Here is a 15373-nt window from a genome sequence, read left to right as displayed (position 1 = left end):
GCCCATGCCTAAGCGTACAGACATCAAGAGCATCCTGATCCTCGGAGCCGGCCCCATCGTCATCGGCCAGGCCTGCGAGTTCGACTATTCCGGCGCCCAGGCCTGCAAGGCCCTGCGCGAGGAAGGCTTCCGCGTCATCCTGGTGAACTCCAATCCGGCCACCATCATGACCGACCCCTCCATGGCCGATGCCACCTACATCGAGCCGATCAAGTGGGCGACGGTGGCCAAGATCATCGAGAAAGAGCGTCCCGACGCTCTGCTGCCGACCATGGGTGGCCAGACCGCGCTGAACTGCGCCCTGGACCTGGAGCGTCATGGCGTGCTGGAGAAATTCGGCGTCGAGATGATCGGTGCCAACGCCGACACCATCGACAAGGCCGAGGATCGCTCGCGCTTCGACAAGGCCATGAAGGACATCGGCCTGGCCTGCCCGGTCTCCGGCATCGCCCACAGCATGGAAGAAGCCTACGGCGTCCTGGAGAAGGTCGGCTTCCCCTGCATCATCCGGCCAAGCTTCACCATGGGCGGCACCGGCGGCGGCATCGCCTACAACCGCGAAGAGTTCGAGGAGATCTGCAACCGCGGTCTGGACCTGTCGCCGACCAACGAGCTGCTGATCGACGAATCCCTGATCGGCTGGAAGGAATACGAGATGGAGGTGGTCCGCGACAAGAAGGACAACTGCATCATCGTCTGCTCCATCGAGAACTTCGATCCCATGGGCGTGCACACCGGTGACTCCATCACCGTGGCCCCGGCCCAGACCCTGACCGACAAGGAATACCAGATCCTGCGCAACGCCTCCCTGGCGGTGCTGCGCGAGATCGGCGTCGAGACCGGCGGCTCCAACGTCCAGTTCGGCATCTGCCCCGACACCGGGCGCATGGTGGTGATCGAGATGAATCCGCGGGTGTCGCGCTCCTCGGCGCTGGCCTCCAAGGCCACCGGCTTCCCCATCGCCAAGATCGCTGCCAAGCTGGCGGTCGGCTACACCCTGGACGAGCTGCAGAACGACATCACCGGCGGGCGTACCCCGGCGTCCTTCGAGCCGGCCATCGACTACGTGGTCACCAAGATCCCGCGCTTCGCCTTCGAGAAATTCCCCAAAGCCGATGCCCGTCTGACCACCCAGATGAAATCCGTGGGCGAGGTCATGTCCATCGGCCGTACCTTCCAGGAATCCCTGCAGAAAGCCCTGCGCGGTCTGGAAGTCGGCGTGGTCGGCTTCGATCCCAAGCTGGATCCGACCGATCCCGAGGCCGACAGCACCCTCAAGCGCGAGCTGACCGTGCCCGGCGCCGATCGCATCTGGTACATCGGCGATGCCTTCCGTCAGGGCTATAGTCTGGACAAGGTCTTCGAACTGACCCGTATCGATCCCTGGTTCCTGGTGCAGATCGAAGACCTGATCAAGGACGAAGAGCGCATCAAGACCCTGGGTCTGGCCGATCTCGACTACGACCTGATGCGCAAGCTCAAGCGCAAGGGCTTCTCCGATGCGCGCCTGGCCAAGCTGCTCGGCGTCACCGAAAAGAACCTGCGGGCCCATCGCCACAAGCTCAAGGTGCTGCCGGTGTACAAGCGGGTGGACACCTGTGCCGCCGAATTCGCCACCGACACCGCCTACCTCTACTCCACCTACGAGGAAGAGTGCGAGGCCAAGCCCAGCGGTCGCGACAAGATCATGATCCTTGGTGGCGGTCCCAACCGCATCGGCCAGGGCATCGAGTTCGACTACTGCTGCGTGCACGCGGCCCTGGCCATGCGTGAAGACGGCTACGAGACCATCATGGTCAACTGCAACCCGGAAACCGTCTCCACCGACTACGACACCTCCGACCGCCTGTTCTTCGAACCGGTGACCCTGGAGGACGTGCTGGAGATCGTTCGCGTCGAGCAGCCCAAGGGCGTCATCGTCCAGTACGGCGGCCAGACCCCGCTCAAGCTCTGCCGGGCCCTGGAAGAGGCCGGCGTGCCCATCATCGGCACCAGCCCCGACGCCATCGATCGCGCCGAAGACCGTGAGCGCTTCCAGCAGATGGTCCAGCGCCTGAATCTGCGGCAGCCGGCCAACGCCACCGCGCGCAGCGAAGACGAGGCCCTGGCCCTGTCCAAGAACATCGGCTACCCGATGGTGGTGCGCCCCTCCTACGTGCTGGGCGGCCGGGCGATGGAGATCGTCTACCAGGAAGAAGAACTCAAGCGCTACATGCGCGAAGCGGTGAAGGTGTCCAACGACAGCCCCGTGCTGCTCGACCACTTCCTCAACTGCGCCATCGAGGTGGACGTAGATGCGGTGTGCGACGGCAAGACCGTGGTGATCGGCGCCATCATGCAGCACATCGAACAGGCCGGCGTACACTCCGGCGACTCCGCCTGCTCGCTGCCGCCCTATTCGCTGCCCAAGCACATCCAGGACGAGATCCGCGAGCAGGTCAAGAAGATGGCCCTGGAACTCGGCGTGGTCGGTCTGATGAACGTGCAGATGGCCGTGCAGGGCGAAGACATCTACGTCATCGAGGTCAACCCGCGCGCCTCCCGTACCGTGCCCTTCGTCTCCAAGTGCATCGGCGAATCCCTGGCCAAGGTGGCCGCCCGGGTCATGGCCGGCAAGACCCTGGCCGAGGTGGGCTTCACCCAGGAGATCATCCCGCCCTTCTTCAGCGTCAAGGAAGCGGTGTTCCCCTTCAACAAGTTCCCCGGTGTCGACCCCATCCTCGGCCCGGAGATGAAGTCCACTGGCGAGGTGATGGGGGTCGGCGACAGCTTCGGCGAAGCCTTCGCCAAGGCTCAGTTGGGTGCCAACGAGATCCTGCCGAACTCCGGTTGCGCCTTCATCAGCGTGCGTGACGACGACAAGCCCGAAGCCGTGCAGGTCGCTCGCGATCTGGTCAGCCTCGGCTTCGAGGTCGTGGCCACCGCCGGTACCGCGCGGGTGATCGAGGCGGCCGGTCTGCCGGTGCGTCGCGTGAACAAGGTCACCGAGGGTCGCCCCCATGTGGTCGACATGATCAAGAACGACGAAGTCACCCTGATCATCAACACCACCGAAGGCCGGCAGTCCATCGCCGATTCCTATTCGATCCGCCGCAACGCCCTGCAGCACAAGCTCTGCTGCACCACCACCATTGCCGGCGGCCAGGCCATTTGCGAAGCTTTGAAATTCGGCGCCGAAAAGACCGTGCGCCGGCTGCAAGATCTGCATGCAGGAGTGAAGGCATGACCAAGTACCCGATGACCGTCCAGGGCGCTCGCGCCCTGGAAGAGGAGCTCAAGCACCTCAAGACCGAACTGCGCCCGCAGATCACCCAGGCCATCGCCGAGGCGCGCGAGCTGGGCGATCTCAAGGAGAACGCCGAATACCACGCTGCTCGCGAACAGCAGGGCATGGTCGAGGCCCGTATCCGCGACATCGAAGGCCGCCTGCAGAATGCTCAGGTGATCGACGTGGCCGCCCTGCCGCACACCGGCAAGGTGATCTTCGGCACCACGGTGGAGATCGCCAACACCGAAACCGACGAGACGGTGACCTACCAGATCGTCGGTGACGACGAGGCGGACATCAAGCAGAGCAAGCTGTCGGTGGGTTCGCCCATCGCCCGTGCCCTGATCGGCAAGGAAGAAGGCGACGTGGTGCTGGTGAAGACCCCGGGCGGCAATGTCGAATACGAAATTGTCGCCGTCCGTCACCTCTGATCCTCGCACCGGCGGCTGGCTCGCCAGGTTGCTCGCCGCAGCCTGGCAGCTGGCCCAGGTGTTCTGGGTCGGCCCGCTGGTCGCCCTGCACCTGTGCATCCCCGTGGCGCTCGCCCAGGCGGGCTGGGCGCCCCTGCTGATCCAGTCCGGGCGCGAAGAATTGCTGCGCATGATGCTCAGCGCCGCAGGCGGTGGGGTCTTTACCCAGATCGTGGTGCTGGTGTGGTGGGCGGGTGTGAGTGCCTTGTGGCGTGACCTGCGTGGCCAGCTGCTGCTGGCCAGCGCACTCGCCGTGCTGCTGCAAAACGAACTGGCGCGCTTCTGGGCCGGGCCGACCGCTCTGGCCGGCTACCTGGTCCTGCTGCTCTGCGGTCTGATCCTGGTGCTGCAGCCCGTTCCCGGGCGCGCGCCGGGCAATCAGACGGTATAGCGCACCACATTGGACAGGTTGCGGTTCTGCTCGCGAGCCTTGCGATAGATCAGCGCCATCTTGCCGATCACCTGCACCAGCTCGGCCTTGCTCGACGCGCACAGCTCATCGATCAGGGCGCGACGGTCTTCGCGCTCGGTGATGGCCAGCTTGATCTTGATCAATTCATGATCGTTCAGTGCGCGGTCGAGCTCGCCCAGCACACCTTCGCTCAGGCCGTTCTCGCTGATGGTTACCACCGGCTTGAGTTGATGCCCGATCGCCTTGAACCGCTTTTTAAGCTCGTTGTTGAGCGCCATAATTCACCCCAGATAAAAGCCGAGCAGTTTATCCCAGCTGCCCGGTGCCGCCCAGCGATACGCGACAACTTGCCATTAGCCCGGTGGAACCTGCCTTGTCCGCTCAAGGAGCACCTCGACAGGCGCAGCGTCGAGTCAGCCTGAAAGGATGGCGATGCTGAAGATTCCGAAGGCCGAGAGAACGCCGGCAGGATGCCGACGTTGACCCTCCGCTTGGCAAGCTATCAAGTGCTCGCCAAGAGACCTTGTTATTTCCGACTTGGCCCCCCATATGAGCGAGCTGAGTGCGTTGGGCTGCTCCAGAGCGCTCTGCTGCTAGGAAACTGCCGCCTGTTTCAGGGCGGTTGAGTCCTACGGGCAGAGGCTCAGGCGCCGCCTTCCGCGTCGCGGGACCAGATCGCGCCAGCAATATCTATTGGGTCGCGGTTTTAGGGGCAATTGAGAGAATTGATGGCCGCAACGTCTGCCTTGCCCTAGAGTCAAAGGCAGAAGACTCATATAGCGTTACAGACGATGTCTGCCGTGGGCCAGGCTTTGTGTAGTAACTTACCGGTCACTGCCGGTTTCGCTTCGAACGGTTTACCCACGAAACCGGCGCAGAGGGTAGTCAATTGAACGACATGGCAAAGAATCTGATCCTGTGGCTGATCATCGCCGCGGTGCTCGTCACCGTGATGAACAACTTCTCCAGCCCCAACGAACCCCAAACGCTCAACTACTCCGACTTCATCCAGCAGGTGAAGGACGGGCAGATCGAGAGCGTGACCGTGGATGGCTATGTCATCACCGGCAAGCATCGTGATGGCGATCCCTTCAAGACCATCCGTCCGGCGATCCAGGACAATGGCCTGATCGGCGATCTGGTCAACAACAGCGTCACCATCACTGGCAAGCAGCCCGAGCAGCAGAGCATCTGGACTCAGCTGCTGGTGGCCAGCTTCCCGATCCTGGTGATCATCGCCGTCTTCATGTTCTTCATGCGCCAGATGCAGGGAGGTGCCGGCGGTCGCGGCGGCCCCATGAGCTTTGGCAAGAGCAAGGCACGCCTGCTGTCGGAAGACCAGGTCAAGACCACCTTCGCCGACGTCGCCGGTTGCGACGAAGCCAAGGAAGAGGTCACCGAGCTGGTCGAGTTCCTCCGTGATCCGGGCAAGTTCCAGCGCCTAGGTGGCCGCATTCCCCGTGGTGTGCTGATGGTCGGTTCGCCGGGTACCGGCAAGACGCTGCTGGCCAAGGCCGTGGCGGGTGAGGCCAAGGTGCCGTTTTTCACCATCTCCGGTTCGGACTTCGTCGAGATGTTCGTGGGTGTCGGCGCCAGCCGTGTCCGCGACATGTTCGACCAGGCCAAGAAGCACGCTCCCTGCATCATCTTCATCGACGAGATCGATGCGGTCGGTCGTCATCGCGGCAACGGTATGGGCGGTGGGCACGACGAGCGTGAGCAGACCCTGAACCAGTTGCTGGTCGAGATGGACGGCTTCGAGATGAACGATGGCATCATCGTCATCGCCGCCACCAACCGTCCCGATGTCCTGGACCCGGCGCTGCTGCGCCCTGGTCGTTTCGACCGCCAGGTGGTGGTCGGCTTGCCGGACATCCGTGGTCGCGAGCAGATCCTCAAGGTGCACATGCGCAAGGTGCCGGTCGGCGAGCGCGTCGATGCCGGTGTCATCGCGCGTGGTACCCCGGGTTTCTCCGGTGCTGACCTCGCCAACCTGGTCAACGAAGCATCGCTGTTCGCCGCGCGTGCCAACAAGCGCACTGTCGACATGCGCGAGTTCGAGCTGGCCAAGGACAAGATCATGATGGGCGCCGAGCGCAAGACCATGGTCATGTCCGAGAAGGAGAAGCGCAACACGGCCTACCACGAGGCGGGTCACGCCATCGTCGGTCGCCTGGTGCCCGAGCACGATCCGGTCTACAAGGTTTCCATCATTCCCCGTGGTCGAGCCCTGGGCGTGACCATGTTCCTTCCCGAGGAAGATCGCTACAGCCTGTCCAAGCGGGCACTGGAAAGCCAGATCTGCTCACTGTTCGGTGGCCGTATCGCCGAGGAGATGACCCTGGGTTTCGAAGGCGTTACCACCGGTGCCTCCAATGACATCATGCGAGCGACTTCGCTGGCGCGGAACATGGTGACCAAGTGGGGTCTGTCCGAGAAGCTCGGTCCGTTGCTGTATGGCGAGGAAGAGAACGAAGGCTACCTGGGTCGCTCGGGTGGTGGTGGCGCCGGCAACATGTCGGGCGAAACCGCCAAGCAGATCGACCTGGAAATTCGTCGGATCATCGATGACTGCTATGGCACCGCCAAGCGGCTGCTGGACGAGAACCGCGACAAGCTCGAACTCATGGCCGATGCCTTGATGAAGTACGAGACCATCGACTCCGATCAGATCGACGACATCATGGCCGGCAAGGTCCCGCGCGAGCCGCGTGACTGGCATGACCGTGGTGGTCCTACCGGTGATGCCCCAGCGCCCCAGAGTGGTAGCGATCGTCCGGAAACCCCCATCGGTGGTCCAGCCGGAGAACACTGAAACACCCATGTTCAATCCGTTTCCTTCGACCCGATTGCCTTGCGGCAATCGGGTTCTTGTTTTTGACGCGCCTAAGGTCATGGGCATCCTCAACGTCACCCCCGACTCCTTTTCCGATGGCGGTCGCTATACGGCGGTGGAAAGCGCTCTGCGCCATGCCGAAGGGATGGTGAACGCTGGTGCGGCCATCATCGATGTCGGTGGAGAGTCCACTCGTCCAGGGGCGCCAGCGGTGTCCGAGGCGGAGGAGCTCGATCGGGTCATCCCGGTGGTCGAGGCGATCGCCCGAGAGCTGGATGTCGTCATTTCCCTGGATACTTCCACGCCTGCGGTGATGCGCGAAGGTGCCAGGGCCGGCGCCGGCCTGATCAATGACGTCCGCTCGCTGCGCCGGTCTGGCGCCCTCGAAGCTGCCGCCGCGAGCGATCTGGCGATCTGCCTGATGCACATGCAGGGGGAGCCCAGCACCATGCAGCAGGCGCCCGTCTATACCGATGTCGCAGGCGAGGTAGGTGCCTTTCTGGCCGAGCAGGTCAGGCGCTGCGAAGCGGCTGGTATCGCACGCGAGCGGCTGGTGCTTGATCCGGGGTACGGCTTCGCCAAGACCCTCGAGCACAATCTCGAACTGTTCAAGCGACAAGCCGAGTTGCTCGCCTTTGGGCTACCCTTGCTGGTGGGCGTCTCGCGCAAGAGCATGATCGGCGCGGTCACCGGGCGGCCTGTGGAGGGGCGCCTGGCGGGCGGTCTGGCCCTGGCGGCCCTGGCGCTGGTCAAGGGCGCGCAGATCCTCAGGGTCCATGATGTGGCGGAAACGGTGGACGTGGTGAAGATGATCACCGCGGTCGAAGGCTTCAGGCAGGAACAAAACTGATGGCAAGAAAGTATTTTGGAACCGATGGCATTCGCGGCAAGGTCGGCACCTATCCCATCACCCCGGATTTCATGCTCAAGCTGGGCTGGGCGGCGGGCATTGCCTTTCGCAGTCGCGGCGGTTGTCGGGTGCTGGTCGGCAAGGACACCCGCAACTCGGGCTACATGTTCGAGTCGGCTCTGGAAGCCGGGCTGTCCGCTGCCGGTGCCGACGTCATGTTGCTCGGTCCCATGCCAACCCCTGGGATCGCCTACCTGACGCGGACCTTCCAGGCCAGTGCCGGCATCGTCATCAGTGCGTCACACAATCCCTACTACGACAATGGCATCAAGTTCTTTTCCGGCGCCGGCACCAAGCTGCCCGATGAGCTCGAAACCATGATCGAGGAACTGCTCGATACGCCCATGACCGTGGTGGATTCGGCGCGTATCGGCAAGGTCTCGCGCATCAATGATGCGGCCGGTCGCTACATCGAGTTCTGCAAGAGCAGCGTGCCGACCGGGACCAGTTTCGCCGGCCTGAAGATCGTGCTCGATTGCGCCAATGGCGCCACCTACAAGATCGCGCCCAGTGTCTTCCGCGAACTCGGTGCCGATGTCAGCGTGCTGGGGGTGCAGCCGGACGGGCTCAATATCAACAAGGACTGTGGCTCCACTCACCTTGAGGGGCTGCAGCAGGCAGTGCTCGACCAGCACGCCGACCTCGGTATCGCCTTCGACGGCGACGGCGACCGGGTGCTGATGGTGGATCACACCGGAGCGGCAGTGGATGGCGATGAGCTGCTCTACCTGATCGCTCGCGACCTCAAGCGTCGTGGTCGCCTCGAGGGTGGGGTGGTCGGTACCCTGATGAGCAATCTCGGTCTCGAGCTGGGACTGGCGGAGCTGGAGATTCCCTTCGTGCGCGCCAAGGTAGGCGATCGCTATGTGATGGCCGAGCTCTTGGAACGCAACTGGGTGCTGGGTGGCGAGAATTCCGGGCACGTGGTCTGCTGCCAGTACACCACCACCGGTGACGCCACCATCGCCGCCCTGCAGGTGCTGATCGCCCTGCGCAATGCCGGTCAGACCCTGGCCCAGGCGCGCATGGCGCTACGCAAGTGCCCGCAGGTGCTGATCAACGTGAGGTTCGGCGGCGGCCAGGATCCCTTGGAGAATCCGCGGGTCAAGCAGGCCAGTGCCGAGGTCACCGAGAAGATGGCCGGCAAGGGGCGGGTGCTCCTGCGCAAATCCGGTACCGAGCCGTTGCTGCGGGTCATGGTCGAAGGCGAGAACGAGCGTGAGGTGCGGGCCCATGCCGAGGCGCTCGCTCAGTTGATAACCGAGGTATGTGCTTGATTTGCTTGCATGCCGGTTTTCGATTGAGTAACATCTGCGCCCACTTCGCTCCCTGAGGTAAAACGCATGCGTCGTTCCCTGGTTGCCGGTAACTGGAAAATGCATGGCTCGCTGCAAGGCGTGTCGGCGCTGGTCGCAGGCTTGAAAGGGTTGGATGGCGCAGCGGGTGTCGATGTCGTGGTGATTCCGACATTGGTGCATCTGCCGGGGGTGGCTGAAGCGCTGGCGGCAACGTCGCTGATGGTGGGGGCCCAGACCTGTGCTCCCGTCGCGGGCGAGAAGGCTCTGACTGGCGAGGTATCCTCGACCCAGTTGGCAGAATTCGGTTGCCGTTACGTACTGGTGGGGCACTCCGAGCGGCGTGCTCTGCTGGGCGAGGATGATGTGGTGGTGGCGAAGAAATTCGCGGCCATCCAGGAGGGCGGGATGATTCCCGTGCTCTGTGTCGGCGAAACCCGTGAAGAGCGGGAGGCCGAGCGTACTCTGGATGTGGTGGGTGGCCAGCTGAAGGCGGTCATCGACGCAGTCGGGGTCGCGGCTTTCGCCAAGGCTGTAGTGGCCTACGAGCCGGTTTGGGCGATAGGTACCGGGCTGACGGCGACGCCGGAGCAGGCGCAAGAGATTCATGCGGCGATTCGCGCCCTGGTGCGCGAAGCCGATGCTGGGGTCGCTGAAGGCCTTCAGCTGTTGTATGGCGGCAGTGTCAAGGCTGCCAATGCTGCCGAGTTGTTCGGCATGCCGGATATCGATGGGGGGCTAGTGGGTGGGGCCTCCCTGAATGCTGAAGAGTTCAGTGCGATTTGCCGCGCTGCAGGACGTGGATAATGTTGGAAACTGCAGTTGTCGTGATCCACTTGCTGATGGCGCTTGGCCTGATCGTGCTGGTATTGATGCAGCAGGGCAAGGGTGCCGAAGCCGGTGCATCCTTTGGTGCGGGCGCCTCGGGTACCGTGTTTGGTAGTCAAGGTTCTGCTACCTTTCTGAGTCGCTTTACTGCTATACTAGCCGCGGTTTTTTTCGCGACTAGCCTGGGTCTGGCGTATTTCGCCAAAGACCGTGCGCTAGGTCTGCGTGAGGTGGGTTTACCCACTCAGCCGGTCCAGCAGGCTCCTCAGCCGAAGCAGGATGGTAACGATGTTCCCCTGAGTCAGCCCCGCGCTGCCCAGGGTGGTACTTCCGGGGACGTACCCCAGGAGTCCAAGTAGGTTTCAAAGGTTTCATGCCGAAGTGGTGGAATTGGTAGACACGCTATCTTGAGGGGGTAGTGGCCACAGGCTGTATGGGTTCGAGTCCCATCTTCGGCACCAAATAGCAAAGACGTCCTGCAGGACGCGGCGAGAGAGAGTAGGTTGACTCCTAGAGTTCAGTTGAATATAATCTCGCTCCAGCTTTGACGCGGGGTGGAGCAGTCTGGTAGCTCGTCGGGCTCATAACCCGAAGGTCGTTGGTTCAAATCCAGCCCCCGCAACCAGTTATTTAAAGCCCCTTTATAGGGGCTTTTTGTTGGCTGGACAGTTCGGGTCGCGCTTTCTTGCGCAGACCTCTTAGGGATGGGCGTAATGCCCATTTTTTATTCTCAAAAAACGCGAGGCAACCAGGTGTCGAGCAAGCTAGAACAGTTGCAGGCCTTGCTGGCCCCCGTCGTCGAGGCGCTTGGCTATGTCTGCTGGGGTGTCGAGTACATCTCCCAAGGGCGGCATTCGCTACTGCGTGTCTACATCGATCATCCCAATGGCATTCTCGTTGAAGACTGCGAGGCTGTCAGTCGCCAGGTAAGTGGCGTACTCGATGTGGAAGATCCGATCACCAATGAATACACCCTCGAGGTGTCTTCCCCCGGTATGGATAGACCGCTGTTTACGCTGGAGCAATTTGCTGCCCATGCGGGTGAACAGGTCAAGGTCAAACTTCGGTCGCCCTTCGAAGGGCGACGTAATTTCCAGGGTTTGCTGCGCGGTGTGGAAGACCAGGACGTCGTGGTGCAGGTGGACGAGCATGAGTATCTGCTGCCCATCGAGATGATCGACAAGGCCAACGTCGTTCCCCGTTTCGAGTGATTTGAGCGCGAGACCGCGGATCCCAAGGATTGCGAATACGAGGCGTAAGATGAGCAAAGAAGTTCTGCTGGTAGTGGAATCTGTTTCGAACGAGAAGGGTGTTCCACCCGGCGTCATCTTCGAGGCACTGGAGTTGGCTCTCGCCACGGCTACCAAGAAACGCTACGAAGAAGATGTGGATCTGCGGGTGTCGATCAACAGACACAACGGCAGCTACGAAACCTTCCGCCGCTGGACCGTGGTGGAAGACCAAGACTATCAGTTGCCCGATTCGCATCTGACGGTGGAAGACGCCCAGGAAGAGCATCCCGGCGTCAAGGCCGGTGAAGTGATCGAAGAGAAGATCGAGTCCATCGAATTCGGTCGGATCGCTGCCCAGACCGCCAAGCAGGTGATCGTGCAGAAGGTGCGCGAGGCCGAGCGGGCTCAGGTAGTGGATGCCTATCGCGAGAAGGTCGGCGAGATCATCTCGGGTACCGTCAAGAAGGTCACCCGTGACAGCGTGATCGTCGACCTGGGCAACAATGCCGAGGCCCTGCTGCCGCGCGAGCACATCATTCCGCGTGAGACCTTCCGCATGGGCGTGCGTCTGCGTGCCCTGCTCAAGGAAATCCGCACCGAGAACCGCGGTCCGCAGCTGATGCTGTCGCGCACCGATCCGCAGATGCTGATCGAGCTGTTCCGCATCGAAGTACCGGAGATTTCCGAGCAGCTGATCGATGTCATGGCGGCTGCCCGGGATCCGGGTTCGCGGGCCAAGATCGCCGTCCGTTCCAAGGACAAGCGCATCGATCCCCAGGGTGCCTGCATCGGCATGCGCGGTTCGCGTGTCCAGGCGGTATCCGGTGAGCTGGGTGGCGAGCGGGTCGACATCGTGCTGTGGGACGACAACCCGGCGCAATTCGTCATCAACGCCATGGCCCCGGCCGAAGTCGCTTCGATCATCGTCGACGAAGACAGCCGCACCATGGACATCGCCGTCGCCGAGGACAACCTGGCCCAGGCCATTGGCCGTGGCGGTCAGAACGTGCGCCTGGCCAGTCAGCTGACCGGCTGGACGCTCAACGTGATGACCGAAGCGGACATCAACGCCAAGCAGCAGGCCGAGACCGGCGACATCATCCAGCGCTTCATCGACGAGCTGGATGTCGACGAGGAACTGGCGCAGGTGCTGGTGGAAGAGGGCTTCACTTCCCTCGAGGAAGTGGCCTACGTGCCCATGGAAGAGATGCTCAATATCGATGGCTTCGACGAAGACATCGTCAACGAGCTGCGTACCCGGGCCAAGGATCGCCTGCTGACCCGGGCCATCGCGACCGAAGAACAGAAGAGCCCCAGCGAAGATCTGCTGACCCTCGACGGTATGGATCCCCAGCTCGCCAGCGCGCTGGCCCAGCGTGGCGTGGTCAATCGCGAAGAGCTCGCCGAGCAGTCGATCGACGACCTGCTCGACATCAACGGCATGACCGAAGAGCGTGCCGGCAAGCTGATCATGGCTGCCCGTGCCCATTGGTTCGAGTAAGCGGCGCAGTCTGAGGAGAGAAGTGCATGACGCAAGTCACGGTGAAAGAACTGGCCCAAACGGTCAATACGCCGGTGGAACGTCTGCTACAGCAGATGCGCGAGGCAGGTCTGACGCATAGCAGCGCCGAGCAAACGGTGAGCGATGCGGAAAAGCAGGCGCTACTGACACATCTGAAGGGGACTGCGCAGCTCGACGAGCCCAGCAAGATCACCCTGCAGCGCAAGACCCAGACCACGCTGAAAGTGGCCGGCAGCAAGACAGTCAGTGTCGAAGTGCGCAAGAAGAAGACCTTCGTCAAGCGCAGCCCCGCCGAGCTGGAAGCCGAACAGCGCCGCGAACAGGAAGCCCTGCGCGCCGCCGAAGAGGCCGCCGCTCAGGCACGTGCCGCGGAAGAAGCTCAGCGCGCTGCCGAAGCGGCTGCCCAGCAGCAGGCCGAAGCCGCTGCTCAGGCCGCGCAGCAGGCGGTCTCCGCCGAGGCTGCAGCCCCTGCCGCGCCGGAAGCCCCGGCCGTGGTAGCCGAGCAGCAACCCGCTGCCGAGCCTGCCGTCGAGGTCAAGAAGGCGGATCCGGCCAGTGAGCGCAAGCGCGAAGAGCCGCGTCGTCCCGTGCATCCTGCCCCGAGCAGCAAGCGCGAAGAAGATGAGCGCCGTGAGCGCAAGAACGCCCAGCATCGCCCGTCGATCAAGGACAAGGTCGCAGCTCCCCGTACCGTGCGCAGTGGCGACGACGAGGAAGAGGGCTTTGGCCGGCGTGGCGGTCGCGGTGGCAAGTCGCGACTCAAGAAGCGAAACCAACACGGGTTCCAGAGCCCGACAGGACCTGTAGTGCGCGAAGTCAATCTAGGTGAGACCATCACCGTCTCTGAGCTTGCTCAGCAGATGTCGGTGAAGGCCGCCGAAGTCATCAAGTTCATGTTCAAGATGGGGTCCCCCGCCACCATCAACCAGGTGCTCGACCGCGAGACGGCGCAGCTGGTGGCCGAAGAGCTGGGCCACAAGGTCAAGCTGGTCAACGAGAACGCCCTGGAAGACCAGTTGGCCGAATCTCTCAAGTTCGAGGGTGGCAAGGCCCTGCACCGCGCGCCGGTGGTGACCGTCATGGGTCACGTCGACCACGGCAAGACCTCGCTGCTGGACTACATCCGTCGCGCCAAGGTCGCGTCGGGCGAAGCCGGTGGCATCACCCAGCACATCGGTGCCTACCACGTGGAAACCGAGCGTGGCATGGTGACCTTCCTGGATACCCCTGGCCACGCCGCGTTTACCGCCATGCGTGCCCGTGGTGCCAAGGCCACCGACATCGTCATCCTGGTTGTCGCGGCCGATGACGGCGTCATGCCGCAGACCGAGGAAGCCATCCAGCACGCCAAGGCGGCGGGTGTCCCCATCGTCGTGGCGGTCAACAAGATCGACAAGCCCGACGCCGATCCGGATCGCGTCAAGCACGATCTGGCTGGTCGTCAGGTCATCCCGGAAGAGTGGGGCGGCGACACCCAGTTCGTGCACGTCTCGGCCAAGGCCGGTACCGGCGTGGACGAGCTGCTCGAAGCCATCCTGCTGCAGGCCGAAGTCCTGGAGCTGACCGCTACGCCGGAAGCACCCGGTCGCGGTGTGGTCATCGAATCGCGCCTGGACAAGGGTCGCGGTCCGGTCGCTACCGTACTGGTACAGAACGGCACCCTGCGTCAGGGCGACATGGCCCTGGTCGGCGTCAACTTCGGTCGTATCCGCGCCATGCTCGACGAGAATGGTAAGCCGATCAAGGAAGCGGGTCCCTCCATCCCGGTCGAGATCCTCGGCCTGGACGGCACCCCGGACGCCGGTGACGAACTCACCGTGCTGACCGACGAGAAGAAGGCCCGCGAAGTGGCGCTGTTCCGTCAGGGCAAGTTCCGCGAGATCAAGCTTGCCCGCGCTCACGCCGGCAAGCTCGAGAACATCTTCGAGAACATGGGCCAGGACGAGAAGAAGACCCTCAACATCGTGCTCAAGTCCGATGTGCGTGGCTCCCTCGAAGCGCTGCAGGGCTCGCTGTCCGGTCTGGGCAACGACGAAGTCCAGGTGCGCGTGGTCGGCGGAGGCGTAGGTGGTATCACCGAGAGCGATGCCAACCTGGCGCTGGCTTCCAATGCCGTGCTGTTCGGCTTCAACGTCCGGGCCGATGCCGGGGCGCGGAAGATCGTCGAGCAGGAAGGCCTCGACATGCGCTACTACAACGTCATCTACGACATCATCGAAGATGTGAAGAAGGCGCTGACCGGCATGCTGGGCAGTGACGTCCGGGAGAACATCCTGGGTATCGCCGAAGTGCGCGACGTCTTCCGTTCGCCCAAGTTCGGCGCCGTCGCCGGCTGCATGGTCACCGAGGGCATGGTGCACCGCAACCGTCCGATCCGCGTCCTGCGCGAAGACGTGGTCATCTTCGAAGGCGAGCTGGAATCCCTGCGTCGCTTCAAGGATGACGTGGCCGAAGTGCGTGCCGGCATGGAATGCGGTATCGGCGTGAAGAGCTACAACGACGTCCGCGTCGGCGACAAGATCGAGGTGTTCGAGAAGGTTCAGGTCGCCCGTTCGCTGTAACGACGACTCTGCACCAGGACGGCAGGTCGCGGACCTGGC

At 62.8% G+C, this 15373-nt stretch carries 12 protein-coding genes and 2 tRNA genes; 13 read left to right on the top strand and 1 reads right to left on the bottom strand.

The window, feature by feature from the left end; translation table 11 throughout:
- Nucleotides 1-4: 4 nt before the first annotated feature.
- The 3 genes from carB to NRG74_RS15015 are packed head-to-tail and all read left to right on the top strand — an operon-like array spanning nucleotide 5 to nucleotide 4129.
- Nucleotides 5-3226 carry a carbamoyl-phosphate synthase large subunit gene (carB, locus tag NRG74_RS15025; protein WP_093257093.1) on the top strand — a complete coding sequence of 1074 codons (3222 nt, stop codon included), beginning with the start codon at nucleotides 5-7 and terminating at the stop codon, nucleotides 3224-3226.
- Nucleotides 3223-3699 (top strand): transcription elongation factor GreA, encoded by a 477-nt coding sequence (gene greA / locus NRG74_RS15020; RefSeq protein WP_017640630.1) that lies wholly within the window; start codon nucleotides 3223-3225, stop codon nucleotides 3697-3699. The genes carB and greA overlap by 4 nt, the downstream gene beginning before the upstream one ends.
- 28 nt (nucleotides 3700-3727) lie before the next feature.
- The gene (locus NRG74_RS15015) at nucleotides 3728-4129 is read left to right on the top strand and encodes a hypothetical protein (protein ID WP_231893058.1); all 402 of its coding nucleotides are present in this window, start codon (nucleotides 3728-3730) and stop codon (nucleotides 4127-4129) included.
- Here NRG74_RS15015 and yhbY read toward each other — a convergent pair.
- Nucleotides 4117-4428 (bottom strand): ribosome assembly RNA-binding protein YhbY, encoded by a 312-nt coding sequence (gene yhbY, locus NRG74_RS15010; protein WP_184292338.1) that lies wholly within the window; start codon nucleotides 4426-4428, stop codon nucleotides 4117-4119. The two genes, NRG74_RS15015 and yhbY, sit on opposite strands and share 13 nt — an antisense overlap.
- A 620-nt stretch (nucleotides 4429-5048) precedes the next feature.
- On the opposite strand from yhbY, the gene ftsH reads away from it, so the two are divergent.
- The 10 genes from ftsH (at nucleotide 5049) to infB (ending at nucleotide 15334) form a co-directional block, all read left to right on the top strand.
- On the top strand, nucleotides 5049-6965 hold the full coding sequence (ftsH, locus tag NRG74_RS15005) for an ATP-dependent zinc metalloprotease FtsH (RefSeq protein WP_017640627.1): 1917 nt from the start codon (nucleotides 5049-5051) through the stop codon (nucleotides 6963-6965).
- 7 nt (nucleotides 6966-6972) lie between these two features.
- A complete protein-coding gene (gene folP / locus NRG74_RS15000; RefSeq protein ID WP_257704681.1) occupies nucleotides 6973-7836 on the top strand; it encodes a dihydropteroate synthase in 864 nt (287 codons plus the stop codon).
- Nucleotides 7836-9173 carry a phosphoglucosamine mutase gene (gene glmM / locus NRG74_RS14995; protein WP_064308126.1) on the top strand — a complete coding sequence of 446 codons (1338 nt, stop codon included), beginning with the start codon at nucleotides 7836-7838 and terminating at the stop codon, nucleotides 9171-9173. Before folP ends, glmM begins: the two co-directional genes overlap by 1 nt.
- A 66-nt stretch (nucleotides 9174-9239) precedes the next feature.
- Entirely contained in the window at nucleotides 9240-9998 is a 759-nt protein-coding gene (gene tpiA / locus NRG74_RS14990) for a triose-phosphate isomerase (RefSeq protein WP_064308127.1), read from the top strand.
- Nucleotides 9998-10378, top strand: coding sequence for a preprotein translocase subunit SecG (gene secG, locus NRG74_RS14985; protein ID WP_017640623.1), 381 nt, complete (start codon nucleotides 9998-10000; stop codon nucleotides 10376-10378). The genes tpiA and secG overlap by 1 nt, the downstream gene beginning before the upstream one ends.
- A 16-nt stretch (nucleotides 10379-10394) precedes the next feature.
- Nucleotides 10395-10480, top strand: a tRNA-Leu gene (locus NRG74_RS14980).
- Between the two features lie 87 nt (nucleotides 10481-10567).
- Nucleotides 10568-10644, top strand: a tRNA-Met gene (locus NRG74_RS14975).
- A 127-nt stretch (nucleotides 10645-10771) separates the two neighbouring features.
- Complete coding sequence (gene rimP, locus NRG74_RS14970; RefSeq protein WP_007162650.1) at nucleotides 10772-11230, top strand: ribosome maturation factor RimP; 459 nt, start codon at nucleotides 10772-10774, stop codon at nucleotides 11228-11230.
- Nucleotides 11231-11279: 49 nt separating this feature from the next.
- Complete coding sequence (gene nusA / locus NRG74_RS14965; RefSeq protein WP_017640621.1) at nucleotides 11280-12752, top strand: transcription termination factor NusA; 1473 nt, start codon at nucleotides 11280-11282, stop codon at nucleotides 12750-12752.
- Between the two features lie 26 nt (nucleotides 12753-12778).
- Nucleotides 12779-15334, top strand: coding sequence for a translation initiation factor IF-2 (infB, locus tag NRG74_RS14960; protein ID WP_017640620.1), 2556 nt, complete (start codon nucleotides 12779-12781; stop codon nucleotides 15332-15334).
- Nucleotides 15335-15373 lie beyond the last annotated feature (39 nt).

The organism is Pseudomonas oryzihabitans (assembly GCF_024652905.1).
Taxonomy (GTDB): domain Bacteria; phylum Pseudomonadota; class Gammaproteobacteria; order Pseudomonadales; family Pseudomonadaceae; genus Chryseomonas; species Chryseomonas benzopyrenica.
Note: the sequence above shows the minus strand (reverse complement) of the source record. Positions and strands in the feature narration are given on the sequence as shown.

What these genes read in the sequence shown, in the direction of transcription:
- infB (WP_017640620.1), top strand. Translation starts at nt 12,779, where the DNA reads ATGACGCAAGTCACGGTGAAAGAACTGGCCCAAACGGTCAATACGCCG.
- greA (WP_017640630.1), top strand. Translation starts at nt 3,223, where the DNA reads ATGACCAAGTACCCGATGACCGTCCAGGGCGCTCGCGCCCTGGAAGAG.
- glmM (WP_064308126.1), top strand. Translation starts at nt 7,836, where the DNA reads ATGGCAAGAAAGTATTTTGGAACCGATGGCATTCGCGGCAAGGTCGGC.
- ftsH (WP_017640627.1), top strand. Translation starts at nt 5,049, where the DNA reads ATGGCAAAGAATCTGATCCTGTGGCTGATCATCGCCGCGGTGCTCGTC.
- carB (WP_093257093.1), top strand. Translation starts at nt 5, where the DNA reads ATGCCTAAGCGTACAGACATCAAGAGCATCCTGATCCTCGGAGCCGGC.
- folP (WP_257704681.1), top strand. Translation starts at nt 6,973, where the DNA reads ATGTTCAATCCGTTTCCTTCGACCCGATTGCCTTGCGGCAATCGGGTT.
- yhbY (WP_184292338.1), bottom strand. Translation starts at nt 4,428, where the DNA reads ATGGCGCTCAACAACGAGCTTAAAAAGCGGTTCAAGGCGATCGGGCAT.
- tpiA (WP_064308127.1), top strand. Translation starts at nt 9,240, where the DNA reads ATGCGTCGTTCCCTGGTTGCCGGTAACTGGAAAATGCATGGCTCGCTG.
- secG (WP_017640623.1), top strand. Translation starts at nt 9,998, where the DNA reads ATGTTGGAAACTGCAGTTGTCGTGATCCACTTGCTGATGGCGCTTGGC.
- nusA (WP_017640621.1), top strand. Translation starts at nt 11,280, where the DNA reads ATGAGCAAAGAAGTTCTGCTGGTAGTGGAATCTGTTTCGAACGAGAAG.